This is a genomic window from Microbacterium testaceum, assembly GCF_020781835.1.
GTDB lineage: Bacteria > Actinomycetota > Actinomycetes > Actinomycetales > Microbacteriaceae > Microbacterium > Microbacterium testaceum_H.
In genome coordinates this window covers 185761-197461 of sequence record NZ_JAJGNJ010000005.1, presented here as the reverse complement: position 1 = coordinate 197461, position 11701 = coordinate 185761, and the positions used below count along the sequence as shown (strand labels likewise).

13 protein-coding genes and 1 riboswitch are annotated in these 11701 nt (G+C 72.0%); of the genes, 8 read left to right on the top strand and 5 right to left on the bottom strand.

All coding sequences use genetic code 11. The features are described 5' to 3' along the window. Positions 1-28 precede the first annotated feature (28 nt). A complete protein-coding gene (locus LL239_RS09485) occupies positions 29-946 on the bottom strand; it encodes an alpha/beta fold hydrolase (RefSeq protein WP_228163188.1) in 918 nt (305 codons plus the stop codon). Positions 947-1073: 127 nt separating this feature from the next. On the opposite strand from LL239_RS09485, the gene LL239_RS09480 reads away from it, so the two are divergent. The 3 genes from LL239_RS09480 (at position 1074) to LL239_RS09470 (ending at position 2870) form a co-directional block, all read left to right on the top strand. Continuing rightward, on the top strand, positions 1074-1622 hold the full coding sequence (locus LL239_RS09480) for a carboxymuconolactone decarboxylase family protein (RefSeq protein ID WP_228163187.1): 549 nt from the start codon (positions 1074-1076) through the stop codon (positions 1620-1622). Continuing rightward, the gene (locus LL239_RS09475; protein WP_228163186.1) at positions 1619-2329 is read left to right on the top strand and encodes a tyrosine-protein phosphatase; all 711 of its coding nucleotides are present in this window, start codon (positions 1619-1621) and stop codon (positions 2327-2329) included. The genes LL239_RS09480 and LL239_RS09475 overlap by 4 nt, the downstream gene beginning before the upstream one ends. Positions 2330-2405: 76 nt before the next feature. Beyond that, positions 2406-2870 (top strand): SIP domain-containing protein, encoded by a 465-nt coding sequence (locus tag LL239_RS09470; RefSeq protein ID WP_228163185.1) that lies wholly within the window; start codon positions 2406-2408, stop codon positions 2868-2870. A gap of 12 nt (positions 2871-2882) precedes the next feature. On the opposite strand, the gene LL239_RS09465 is transcribed toward LL239_RS09470, so the two are convergent. The 4 genes from LL239_RS09465 to LL239_RS17815 all read right to left on the bottom strand — a co-directional run bounded on the left by LL239_RS09465 (position 2883) and on the right by LL239_RS17815 (position 7114). Continuing rightward, complete coding sequence (locus tag LL239_RS09465) at positions 2883-3338, bottom strand: Fe-S oxidoreductase (protein WP_228163184.1); 456 nt, start codon at positions 3336-3338, stop codon at positions 2883-2885. Next, complete coding sequence (locus LL239_RS09460; protein WP_228163183.1) at positions 3335-4150, bottom strand: arginase family protein; 816 nt, start codon at positions 4148-4150, stop codon at positions 3335-3337. The genes LL239_RS09465 and LL239_RS09460 overlap by 4 nt, the downstream gene beginning before the upstream one ends. Positions 4151-4209: 59 nt before the next feature. Next, positions 4210-4962 (bottom strand): PspA/IM30 family protein, encoded by a 753-nt coding sequence (locus tag LL239_RS09455; RefSeq protein ID WP_228163182.1) that lies wholly within the window; start codon positions 4960-4962, stop codon positions 4210-4212. Between the two features lie 91 nt (positions 4963-5053). Continuing rightward, positions 5054-7114, bottom strand: coding sequence for a TPM domain-containing protein (locus LL239_RS17815; RefSeq protein ID WP_267189089.1), 2061 nt, complete (start codon positions 7112-7114; stop codon positions 5054-5056). A 123-nt stretch (positions 7115-7237) separates the two neighbouring features. Between LL239_RS17815 and LL239_RS09445 the strand changes: the two genes are divergently transcribed. From LL239_RS09445 to LL239_RS09425, 5 genes are all read left to right on the top strand, one after another. Next, positions 7238-8071 carry a DUF3097 domain-containing protein gene (locus LL239_RS09445; protein ID WP_228163181.1) on the top strand — a complete coding sequence of 278 codons (834 nt, stop codon included), beginning with the start codon at positions 7238-7240 and terminating at the stop codon, positions 8069-8071. Between the two features lie 74 nt (positions 8072-8145). Then, entirely contained in the window at positions 8146-8865 is a 720-nt protein-coding gene (trmB, locus tag LL239_RS09440; RefSeq protein ID WP_228163180.1) for a tRNA (guanosine(46)-N7)-methyltransferase TrmB, read from the top strand. Next, entirely contained in the window at positions 8862-9734 is an 873-nt protein-coding gene (locus LL239_RS09435) for a CPBP family intramembrane glutamic endopeptidase (protein ID WP_228163179.1), read from the top strand. Before trmB ends, LL239_RS09435 begins: the two co-directional genes overlap by 4 nt. A gap of 81 nt (positions 9735-9815) precedes the next feature. Beyond that, a riboswitch (guanidine-III (ykkC-III) riboswitch) is annotated at positions 9816-9879 on the top strand. A gap of 10 nt (positions 9880-9889) precedes the next feature. After that, positions 9890-10213, top strand: coding sequence for a DMT family transporter (locus LL239_RS09430; RefSeq protein WP_228163178.1), 324 nt, complete (start codon positions 9890-9892; stop codon positions 10211-10213). A 129-nt stretch (positions 10214-10342) separates the two neighbouring features. Beyond that, positions 10343-11668, top strand: coding sequence for a hypothetical protein (locus tag LL239_RS09425; protein ID WP_228163177.1), 1326 nt, complete (start codon positions 10343-10345; stop codon positions 11666-11668). Positions 11669-11701 lie beyond the last annotated feature (33 nt).

Sequence of the window (11701 nt, the reverse complement as noted above, 5' to 3'; positions counted from 1 at the left end):
CTACGCGACACCGCCGAGCCGCCGTGTGTCAGGCCGCGTCGAGCCGTTCGCGCACGAGGGCGGCGAGGCCCGCGGGGTCCTCTTCCTGCACGTTGTGACCGGTGGACACGACGCGGACGTCGGTATCGGGAGCGCGGCGGAGCAGCTCGTCGGCGTCGTCGGCCGTGACGAAGCCGTGCTCTCCGCGAATCAGCTCCAGCCGAGCGCGAACACCGGCCACGTCGTCCCACCCCGTCTCGGCCAGCACCGCGCGTACGGCATCCGGGGTCCCGGTGTCGGTGCCCGCTGCGGCGGCGGCCGCCGCCAGGTGGGCGAAGTGGTGCTTCCACTCCACGCGCCCGTCCGCACGCACGCGGGTGTTGAGGAAGACGCCGCGCTCGGCGGCCCGACGCGATCCGCCGAGGCCGAACGACAGCGCCTTCTCGACCAGCTCGTCGCGCGTCGCCCAGTCGGTCGGACCGGCGAAGAACGCCCGCAGCTGCGCCGGTCCTCCGCTCGGGTCGATGCCGGGGGTGATGTCGACGAGCACGACCTCGGCCACGAGGTCCGGACGCGTCGCCGCGAGGGCCGCGGCCGTGAGCCCGCCCAGCGAGTGGCCGACGAGCACCTGCGGTCGATCGGTCCAGGTCTCGAGGGCCGCGGCGACGTCCGGGGCCAGGACGCGGGCGACGTACGCGGCGTCGTCCCGCCACGACGAGTCGCCGTGGCCGGCGAGGTCGAGGGCGAGGGCCGGTTCGCCGAGGTGCAGCAGTGTCGTGTCCCACGTGTGCGCGTTCAGCCCCGCGCCGTGCAGGAAGGTCGCACGTGCCGGCTCCTCGCCCCATCGCAGACCGCTCAGGGTGCGCCCGTCCGGGAGCGTGAGCGACACCCGGGCGACGGGCGGGACGTCGACCTCGGCGTCGGCGGCCTGGGAGGGGAGGAAGGAGAACTCGTCGGTCTCGGGCATGCCGCCAGCCTGTCATCGGGGGCGCGGCGTCGCCACCGTCGTGACTCGCGTTGACACGTATCGGGCCACGGCTCTGCGACAGGACGTCGACCCGCACGGCGTCGACGGTCCGCCGTAGGCTGTCGCCATGGGCGAGGAACGGCGCGTGCACCTGTCGAAGAAGGCTCCCGAGGCGTACGCCGCGCTGAGGTCGTTCTCGAAGACCGTCGGAGGCATCGCCGCCGCGGCCGGGATCGACCCGCGGCTGCGCGAGATCGTCCAGATCCACGCCTCGCAGCTCAACGGCTGTGCGTACTGCGTGCGCGTCCATGTGGATGCCGCCGTGGCGGCGGGTCTGGATGCCGACGTCATCGCGCAGATCGCGACGTGGCGCGAGTCGGGGGTGTTCGACGAGCGCGAGCGCGCCGCCCTCGAGCTGACGGAGTCGTTCACGTTCATCCACGAAGAGGGCATCCCCGACGAGGTGTACGACCGCGCGGGCGGCATCCTGAGCGAAGAGGAATACGTCGCGCTCAGCTGGGTGCTCGTGGCGATCAACGCCTTCAACCGCGTGGCGATCGCGGGCCGGTACCCGGTGCCCCCGCGCGCGTCGGCTGCGGCGACACTGAGCGAGGGTGCGCTGCCGCCGGCGACCACCGCGCCGCGCGCCCCTCACGATCACGGGGACGCCGCGTGAGCTCCCTCGTCTCCGGTGCGACGAACTTCCGCGACGTCGGCGGGCTTCCCGCCGGTGGCCGGCGCACGCGCGCCGGCGTCCTCTACCGCTCGGGGAACCTCGTCCACGTCGACGACGCGGGCCTGCGGACGATGAGCGGCCTCGGACTGCGCCGCATCGTCGACCTCCGCGACGACGACGAGGTGCGTCACGCTCCGAGCCGCATCGACGGACTCGATGTCGAGGTGCAGCGGGTCCCGCTCTTCCTCGGATCGGTCGAGTCGTTCTTCCAGCGCGACGTAAGTCTGGGCGAGCTGTACGGCGAGCTCGTCGAAGGCTCCGCCGATCGCATCGTCGACGCGGTGCGCGCGATCGCCGGTGCCCAGCCGGTGCTGGTCCACTGCACCATAGGGAAGGACCGCACCGGCGTCACGGTCGCGATCGCGCTCGCCGCGGCCGGTGTCGACCGCGATGCCGTGGTGGACGACTACGCCCGTACCGAGGCGCTCCTGCCCGTCGAGCGCAATCGCCGGGTCGTCGCCGGCATCCGGGCCCTCCATCCCGAGAACCGCCACGCGGAGGAGCTGGCGACGCGGTCGCCGGCGGCGGTCATGCGCGCGCTCCTGCACCGCCTGGATGCCGGGTACGGTTCCCCCGCCGACTTCCTGCGCGTCCACGGACTGGACGCGGCCGAGCTCGACGCCCTGCGAGCAGCGCTCCTCGAGTGAGCCCCGACGCTCGACCGGCGGAACGGGCGGAACGCAGGTTAGGCAACCCTTCATCGCGGGTATAGTGGATGCCATCATGTCCACCTCCGCCGAGCACAACGACGCCGCCTGCCGATCGTCGCGTCACACGCGCGTGCAGCACCTCATCACGGCCGACGAGACCTCCCTCGCCGAGATGGAGGCGCTCCTGTCGACGCTGCCAATCTGCTCGACCGGCCGGATCTTCGTCGAGGTCCCCGACGCGTCGTGGATCACCGCGATCGCCGCCCCCGCGCGTATGACGGTCACCTGGCTCGACCGTTCCCGCCGCGGCGGTGCTCCGGGGACCGGCCGCGGATGCGCGCCCGGTCAGGCGCTCACCCGCGCGGTCGCCGGGTGGGCCGGCGAGATGCTGTGCTGCGACGACGACGCCACGCGGATCTTCCTTCTGGGCGGTTACCTGGGCACGGCCGAGATCGTCGACGAACTCACCGCCCGCCACGGCGTCGACGCGGCCGCCATCCACACGCCCGCGCGGTTCGGTCTCGCCACCGCGCGCTGAGCCCGAGCCGGCTCACGCCCCGCGGGGGACGTAGTTGCCCTCGACGAGGCCGGCCTCGATCTCGAAGCGGTTGCGCAACGGGTCGCGCCCGGCGAACAGGTAGAGCAGCGGCATGAGCGCGCCGTAGCGCCGCCACTGACGCGCGTGGACGGCTTCGTGCCGGAGGACGGCGTCGCTGGGGGAGACGTCGCCGGTGAGGAAGCAGTCGCCCACGCACACACCGCCGCGGGGGAAGGCCCACGAGGGCAGTCCCCGGAACACCCAGAGCCCGTTGCGGCGTTCGATGCGTCCGGTGCTCCACAGCGAGCCCCACACCCAGCCCACGGTGCGGCCGTAGAGGAATCCGAGCCGGCTCACGGGGGAGTCGAGGAGGACCCCCGGGATGGCGCGGTCGAACCGGCGCCCACGCGCGACCGCGCGGTCTGCGCGTTCCCGCCATCCCTTCGGCGGCGGGGGGATCGGGCTCATGCGAGCGCCCCGACCAGGCGCAGGATCGTGCCGAGATCGTCGACGGCCGCCACGGGGGAGGCCGGCGAGAACTCGGTGATGGTCGCCCCCGCAAGCGGCAGTCGCTCCCGCAGCCGGCGGATGGAGGCGGCCACGTCGGCCGCTCGGGCCCCGAACGGTTCGGGCAGGGCGACGCCCGTGATCTCGGCCGGGTCGAGCACGTCGAGGTCGACGTGCACGTAGACGCGCGACGCACCGGTCGCGACCGCCGCAGCGGCGAGGGCGTCCGGATCGGACAGTGCGGATGCCGGCACGGTGCGGATGCCGTGCTCGTCGATGTAGCGCTGTTCCTCGGCCTCCACGGCCCGCGTGCCCGCGAGCACGACGCGGGACGGGTCGATGCCGGGAGTCAGGCGAAGCGGGTCGATGCCTTCGCCGAGGACCGCTCGCAGCACCATCCCGTGGAAGGCGCCGCTGGGCGAAGACTCGGGGGTGTGGAGGTCGGCGTGCGCGTCGATCCAGACGATCGCGAGGTCGTCGTCCGCGACGGCGGAGACAGCCCCGAGCGCGACTCCGCAATCGCCGCCGATCGTGATCGCATGCTCACCCGTCACGTCGGCGACGGCCTCCCGGATCCGCTCTCGCATGCGGACGAGGGCGCTGGCCCGGAGCACGCGCGTGCCCTGGGCGTCGCCGGCCTCCGGGAGAGCGTCCACGGCGGTCGTCGCGGCACGGGGCAGGTCGCCGGCGATCGCCTCCGCGCCGTCGATGAGCTGCATCGCGCGCGAAGACGAGGATCCCTGCCATTGCGGGGCGATGACGAAACGCGTCATGGCATGCCTGTCGGAAAAGGGGAGCGCACCACCCGACGGGCGGTGCGCTCCCGGGTCGATCAGAGGTCGGGGCTGGGGGCGTCGATGGCGGCCCGCTGCGGAGCGCCCGTCTTCAGCGCGGCCAGGCGCGCCTCGACCTCGGTGAGTTCGCCGACGTCCTCGAGCGCGTTGAACTGCGCGTCGATGCTCGATGCGGCCAGCTCCTGCTTCCCGGCTGCGAGCGCCTCCTCGCGGCGGATCTTGTCCTCGAAGCGTCCGAGCTCGCTCGTGGGGTCGAGCACGTCGATCGACTTGACGGCGTCGTGCACCTTGTTCTGCGCCTCGGCGACCTTGGCGCGGGCGAGCAGTTCGCTGCGCTTGGACTTCAGCTGCTCGAGCTTGGTCTTCATCCCGTTCAGACCGTCCTTGAGCTTGTCGACGACCTCGGTCTGCGACGCGATCGTGGGCTCGGCGGCCTTCGCCTCGCTCTCGGCCGTGATCTGACGCTGCAGCGCGATCTTGGCGAGGTTGTCGAACTTGTCGGCCTCGCCGACGTTGCCGGCGGCGCGCAGCTCGTCGCCCTTGCGGCTGGCGGCCAGAGCCTTGTTGCCCCACTCCGCGGCGGCCTGAACGTCTTCCTGGTGATCGCGCTCGAGCAGACGCAGATTGCCGATGGTCTCGGCGATGGCCGACTCGGCGTCGGCGATCGAGTTGGAGTAGTCGCGAACGAGCTGATCGAGCATCTTCTGCGGGTCCTCGGCCTGGTCGAGGAGCGCATTGATGTTCGCGCGGACGAGGGTCGAGATCCGACCGAAGATGGACTGCTTGGCCATGCGGGATTTCCTTCCTGAGGCGACGGTGTCGAGTCTGGTGCCGATTGCTACGAGTTTTCTGTGACGGCCCGTTCCGGACGGGCGAGGAGCGTCAGAAGCGACCCCCTCCGCGTCGGCCACGCGATCCGCCGGAGGAGAGACCGCCGGTACGTCCGCGCGCCCCGCCGGAGCGCACTCCGGCGGACCGGGAGCCGCCCACGCCGCCCATACCCCCGAGCATGCCGCCGAGACCGCCCATCCCGCCACCGCCGAATCCGCCACGCGAGCGGCCGCCGCCGCCGAGGATCGCATTGACGGCGATGCCGCCGAGGATCGCTCCCATCACGTCGCCGCCGCTGCCGCCGCCACCGACTCGGCCGCCCCCGAAGGCGCTGACGTCGTTCTGTGCCAGCGACGCGGCCCGACCCGCGAGGTCGGCGGCGCGCTGAGCGGAGGCGAGGGCGGCGGCAGGGTCGGCGGCACGCAGCTGCTCGGCCTGGACGAGAGCCGCACCGGCCTCGGCGAGTCGCGTGCGCGCCGTGGCGCCGATGGCCCCCCGCCGCGCCGAGATGAAGTCCTCGGTCGCCGATACCTGTGCGCGTGCCTGGACGAGGACGGTGTCCAGTTGCGACTGGGCTCGGCGACGGCGCTCGGCTTCATCGTGCGCCGCGCGGAGCACCGCGTCGATCGCGGTGTTGCCCTGCTCGAGCGCGGCGAGGGCACGAAGCGGCGCCGTACGCGGAGGCGTCAGCGCGGCGCGCCCGGCCTCGAGCTGCGTCCGGGTCGTGGCGATGGCTCCGGCGACGCGGGCGTCGGCATCGGGGAGGGCCGCGGCCGCGGCGAGGTCGCCTTCGATCTCGGCGACGAGATCGAAGGCGCGGCGCTCGGCGGTGGCCACGTCGGCCCCGAGCGAGGGGATGGCCTTCTCCAGACCCTCGGCCTGGGCGACCGCGGCCTCGGCGGCGCGGATGGCGACGGCGGCCTCCCCGGACGATCCGGCCGCGATCGCGCGCTCGGCGATGGAGAGCTGCTCGGCGGCGAGATCGAGGCGTGCGCGGGCCTGGGCAGGGTTGTCGGCGACGGAGGCGAGGGCGTCGTCGGCGTACCGCTCGCGTAGCGAGGCCAGCTCGCGCGCGGCGCCGTCCAGCGCGGCACCGGCGGCGCCGTGGCGCTCTCGCACGCGTTCCACCGCTGCCGGGGCGTCGGATTCGAGAGCCCGAAGCTGGTCGAAGGCGGCGGCCTTGGCATCCAGTGCCTCGTCGGCCGTGGCGCACAGACGGAGGATCTCGACGTAACCCGCGCGCCTGTGCTCTTCGGTCTCGGGCACGTCGTCGTCGAGCTGCTGCGCGATCGTGAAGGCCCGGTCGAGGTCGGCCTTCGCCTGGACGAGGACCTCGGCGTAGGGTGCGGCGGCCGCGTCGCCGAATTGGGCGCGGGCGAATCCGAGCTCCTGCTCGCTGGTCTTCACCGCGTCGTCGGTGGCGACGAGTGCGGTGCCCGCCCGACGCTCCAGATCCTCGAGGCTCTCGCCGCCGGCCGGCGCGGAGGAGGGAGCCGCCCGGCGACGGCGCACCCACAGCCACAGCAGCCCGCCGCCGAGGGCGAGCACGAGGAAGACCACGAGGGCGATGAGCGCGATGTCGGGCCCGCTGCCGGCCGGGGTGGGCGGCGGCGCGGGCTGCGCGCCCCGAGCGGCCGTCGTGATGCCCGTCGCCGCGGCGTCCGCCGCGCCCGCGTAGTCGCCGGCGGACAGTGCGGGCTGGATCAGATCCTGCTCGATCTCGGTGAGCTGTTGCGCCGTGAGGGCGCCGTCGTCGACGTCGCCCGACAGATAGAAGGCGCGGCCGTCCACCGAGACGGCCAGGAGGTACTGGTGCGGGCCGAGATTGTTGCGGTTGGCCGTCTCGTTCGCCCAGTCCTCGGCGGCGGTGGGCTCGCTGAACTCGTCGACGTAGACGACCCACATGTCCAGCCCCGTCTGGTCGGCCAGGCGCACGAGCCGCGACTGGACCTCGGCCTCTTGCGCGGTGGTCAGGACGTCGGCCCGGTCCAGGACATAGCTCGATCCGAGCGAGGGAGGCGGCACCGCCCACGCGGGGACGGTGAGACCGAGGACGGACACCGCCGCGACCACGAGACCCGCCATGATCGCTGCCGCCTTCGGCTTTCGCATGCATCCCCCTTCGGCGCTGAGGCCTTCACTCTATAAAGCCCCTCGGACACCCGGGAAGGATCGGCGCGTCCGCCCTGAGCGCACGCCGACGGCACATAGGCTCGGGCGTTCGGAGGTACCCCCATGGACGATCGCTACGGCACGGACGTGCTCGCGCGCGGCTGGCGCGAGGCGGGCCGCAAGAAGGCCGCCGAGGTCGCGGCATCCGTCGACCTGGTCGTGGAGGTGGCGGGCGACGGATTCTGCGGGGCGGTCACCCGCGTCGACGGCATGAACGTCGAGCTCGAGGACCGCCGTGGCGCGCGCCGGCTGTTCCCCCTCGGCGGAGGGTTCCTCGTCGACGGCGAGCCGATCGTGCTCGTCGCCCCCGCGGTCGCGCCGAAGGGGAGGACGCGGACCGCCTCCGGGTCGTTCGCCGCCCCCGAGCAGCGCGCGCGCACGGCCCGGGCCAGCCGCATCCTCGTCGAGGGCAAGCACGACGCCGAGCTCGTGGAGAAGGTCTGGGGCGCCGACCTCCGCGCGGAGGGCGTGGTCGTGGAGTTCCTCGAGGGAGTCGACCTCCTCGAGCAGACCCTGGATGCCGAGCCCCCCAGCGCCGAGCGCCGCTACGGCGTGCTCGTGGACCACCTCGTGCCGAACTCCAAGGAGTCGCGGATCGCCGAGAAGATCGCGCGAGGACGCCACGGTGCGCACGTGCGCATCGTCGGTCATCCCTTCGTCGACGTGTGGCAGTGCGTCACGCCGCGAGCCGTCGGCATCGCCGCGTGGCCCGAGGTGCCGCGCGGCATCGAGTGGAAGGTCGGCGTGTGCCGGGCCCTGGGCTGGCCCGCGCACGAGCAGGCCGACCTCGCCCGGGCCTGGCAGCACATCCTGTCGCGCGTGACGACCTTCCGCGACCTGGAGCCCGCTCTGCTCGGCCGTGTCGAAGAGCTCATCGACTTCGTGACCGTGCCGTGAGCGGCCGGAAGCCGCGCGAGCAGTCGCGCGACCCGCACGGAGAGGTCCGAGAGACCTCGCCTACCCTGGATGCCATGGAAGCCCCCGCCTACCGCGACCGTCCGGTGTCGTTCGTCCGGCGCTCCGGCCGCATGTCGGAGGCCCAGGACCGTGCGTGGGCAGAGCTGTCGCCGTCCTACCTCCTGCCGGTCGAGCGGGGCGCCGCCGCGACGAGCGTCCGTCCGGGGGCGGCGATCGATCCGGCCGAAGTGTACGGGCGCCGCGCGCCGTTGATCGTCGAGGTCGGTTCGGGCCAGGGGCACCAGATCGTCGCCGCCGCCTCCGCGCATCCCGACACGGACTTCCTCGCCGTCGAGGTCTTCTCCGCGGGCTTGGCCCGCACCATGCTGGACGCCGACCGCGCCGGGGCGCGGAACCTGCGCCTGGTCGAGGCCAATGCCCCCGAGGTGCTCGAGCACCTGCTGCCGGCGGCATCCGTCGACGAGCTCTGGGTGTTCTTCCCCGACCCCTGGCACAAGAAGAAGCACACCAAGCGGCGGCTCGTCGCCCCGGAGTTCGCCAGGATCGCGGCCCAGGCCCTGCGACCCGGTGGAACGCTGCGGCTCGCGACCGACTGGCAGGACTACGCCGATCAGATGCGCGCCGTGCTCGATGCCGCCCCCGGCTTCGAGCGGGGCTTCACGGGGGAGTGGGCCGAACGTTTCGAGGGCCGCGTGCTCACCGCGTTCGAGCGCAAGGGCCTCCGCGTCGGTCGCGACATCCGCGATCTCGCCTACACCCGTCTCGCGCCATGAGCGCCCACGTCGCCGCACCCGGAAGCGTCCGCCGCACCTGGACGCCGAGGCTCGTGCCGGCGGTGCTGGTGTGTCTCGCGGCGCCCGTGCTGTTCGTCGTTCAGATCGTCTGGCTCGGGTGGATCGTGCTGGCGATCGCCGTGGCATCCGCCGTGCTCGTCGACCGGCTCGCCGGCACCCCGATCGTCCCGGTGCGCGACGCCCCGCCGGTGCCGAGCATCGCGCGCGACGTGTTCCTCATCGCGCTCGGCCAGTTCGTCGTCAGCCTCATCCCGCTCCAGGCCGAGCTCGACGACGCGGCTTTCGTGCGGTTCACGCTCGCGCTCGGCGGTGCCGTGATCCTGCCCTACGTGCTCTCGCGCTTCGTGTTCGGCGACCGGGCCATCCGCTTCCCCTGGCGCGGTGGCGGTCGGTGGGCGTGGTGGCAGTGGGCCTGGTTGGTCGGGGTGATCGTGCTCGGGTGGCTGATCCTGCCGTTCTACTTCATCACGTCGGGCGTGTACACGAACTGGCCCGTCGTGGACACTCCGGAGCTGATCGCCCGTCTGTTCGTCGGCGTCGGAGCCGTCGGCATCTGGGACGAGCTGTTCTTCGTGTGCACCGTGTTCGCGCTCCTGCGTCGGCACTTCCCCGACGTGAGCGCGAACGTCCTGCAGGCCGTCGTCTTCGTGTCGTTCCTGTGGGAGCTGGGATATCAGGCCTGGGGGCCGGTCCTGACCATCCCGTTCGCCCTGGTCCAGGGCTTCCTGTTCCTGCGCACCCGCTCGCTCTGGTACGTCGTGACGGTGCATCTGCTCTTCGACGCCGTCGTCTTCGGGGTGCTGGTGCACGCGCACAATCCCGGCCTCGTGTCGATCTTCCTGCTGTAGCCCGCGATCCTCGGTCGCCTCCGTCGGAAGCGGGGGGATGCCGTGCACGGGGACTGCACAGGCTCGCCTACTACCGTGGGAGGAGCGTGCGCACCGCACCACCGGACGAGGGATCAGTACCCGGACAGCGACAAGACTGGCCAAGGAGCACCGTCATGTCGTGGATCGTTCTGGCCGTCTCGGGTGTCCTGGAAGCGGTGTGGGCCACCGCGCTCGGACGGTCGGAGGGCCTCACCAGGCTGTGGCCGAGCGTCGTGTTCGGTGTCGCGCTGGTGGCCAGCATGGCGGGCCTGGCGTGGGCGATGCGGGATATCCCGACCGGGACGGCGTACGCCGTGTGGGTGGGGATCGGCGCGGCCTTGACCGTCGTCATCGCGATGGTGGGGGGAGCGGAGCCGATCTCCCTGGTGAAGATCCTCCTGATCCTCGGTCTGGTGGGCTGCGTGGTGGGCCTCAAACTCGTCGGCGACGCCCACTGACCAGGGCATTTCCTGAATGTCAACCGGGAAGGACGTTGGTGTGCATCCGGTACGATCTGGCCGAATGCACTTGTCCGGGCCGGACACCGTCGTCAGCAGCCCACTTCCTCCCTGTGTGAAAGGTTCCGAGTGAGCGCACCGCCGAGCGAGCTGGTCCCCACGGTACGGCCGGCCCCCACCGACGATCGCCTGGCCCCGCTGCGCGACCGCGGCCGCCGCCTGGTCGACTCCCGCGCGGGTCGGGCGCTGCGCCGGTACGGCCAGGACGTGCTGCGGGCGCCACAGGGTGTGGAGCCGATCGAGCGCGGCGCGTTCACCCGGGTGCTGCTGCTGTGGGCGATCGCACGCGCGGTGAACTTCGGCCTGCTGTGGGGCTTCTATTCCATCGCCAAGGCGGCGCGCTGGGGCTTCGGTCCCGACAGTGAGCGTCTGGGGACGTTCTTCGACTACCTCACCGGGTGGGATGCCGACCGGTACGGCCAGATCGCGGCGCAGGGCTACCCCATGTCGCTGCCGATGAACGTCTCGGGCGACATCCTCCCGAACAACTGGGCGTTCCTGCCCGTCTTCCCCTTCCTCGTCCGTACACTCTCCGGTGCGACGGGCCTGGGGTGGCAACCGGTCGCCGTCCTCCTCAGCCTCGCCGCCAGCCTCGGGGCGACGTGGGTGCTCTTCGTCCTCATGCGCACGGTGACCAAGCCGCGCGCCGCGTGGTGGTCCGTCGTCTTCTTCTCGTTCGCGCCGATGTCGTTCCTCTTCGTGATCGGCTACAGCGAGGGCCTGTTCATGCTGCTGGTCTTCAGCGGCATGCTGCTCGCGATCAAGCGGAAGTACCTGTGGATCCTGCCGATCGGACTCGTCGCGGCCTACACGCGTCCCGGTGTCCTCGCGCTCGGGCTGGCGCTCGGGATCGTCTTCCTCGTGCGCTTCTTCCGCCGTCGCGTCGATCCCTTCCCGGTGAGGGAATGGGCCTCGCTCATGGCCACCGGTCTCACGATCGCGGTCGCGGGTCTGTCGTGGAACCACATCGCGCAATACGTCACGGGCACTCACAACGCATACATCCGCACGGAGCTCGGTTGGTGGCTCGACTACGTCGGCAACGACGAGTTCACGCCGTTCACTCCGTGGTTCCGCCAGGCAGGCACCCATCTGGGTGTCGTCGGGATCATCCTCGTCATCGCGCTGCTGGTCGCTTTCGCGGCGCTGCTGTGGTCGCGGCCCGTGCGGCGGTTGGGCCTCATGGTGGTGGCGTACGTCTTCAGCTACGGCGTGTACATCTTCGCGGTCTTCCTTCCGCAGCAGAGCACGTTCCGACTGCTCATGCCGATGGCCCCGTTGCTGGGCGACGATCGGTGGTCGTCGACCCCGCGCCGTCGAACCGCGATCCTGGCCGGATGCCTCGTGCTGCAGGCCGTGGCGATCCTTCTGCTCTGGACACGCGGCAACCCCTGATCCGTCGGGCGCCTCTCCGCGTCGCGTCGCCGA

Bases quoted from the DNA above. Each gene is read 5' to 3' on its own strand.
- LL239_RS09485 (WP_228163188.1), bottom strand. From the start codon at position 946: ATGCCCGAGACCGACGAGTTCTCCTTCCTCCCCTCCCAGGCCGCCGAC.
- LL239_RS09480 (WP_228163187.1), top strand. From the start codon at position 1,074: ATGGGCGAGGAACGGCGCGTGCACCTGTCGAAGAAGGCTCCCGAGGCG.
- LL239_RS09470 (WP_228163185.1), top strand. From the start codon at position 2,406: ATGTCCACCTCCGCCGAGCACAACGACGCCGCCTGCCGATCGTCGCGT.
- LL239_RS09465 (WP_228163184.1), bottom strand. From the start codon at position 3,338: ATGAGCCCGATCCCCCCGCCGCCGAAGGGATGGCGGGAACGCGCAGAC.
- LL239_RS09460 (WP_228163183.1), bottom strand. From the start codon at position 4,150: ATGACGCGTTTCGTCATCGCCCCGCAATGGCAGGGATCCTCGTCTTCG.
- LL239_RS09455 (WP_228163182.1), bottom strand. From the start codon at position 4,962: ATGGCCAAGCAGTCCATCTTCGGTCGGATCTCGACCCTCGTCCGCGCG.
- LL239_RS17815 (WP_267189089.1), bottom strand. From the start codon at position 7,114: ATGCGAAAGCCGAAGGCGGCAGCGATCATGGCGGGTCTCGTGGTCGCG.
- LL239_RS09445 (WP_228163181.1), top strand. From the start codon at position 7,238: ATGGACGATCGCTACGGCACGGACGTGCTCGCGCGCGGCTGGCGCGAG.
- trmB (WP_228163180.1), top strand. From the start codon at position 8,146: ATGGAAGCCCCCGCCTACCGCGACCGTCCGGTGTCGTTCGTCCGGCGC.
- LL239_RS09435 (WP_228163179.1), top strand. From the start codon at position 8,862: ATGAGCGCCCACGTCGCCGCACCCGGAAGCGTCCGCCGCACCTGGACG.
- LL239_RS09430 (WP_228163178.1), top strand. From the start codon at position 9,890: ATGTCGTGGATCGTTCTGGCCGTCTCGGGTGTCCTGGAAGCGGTGTGG.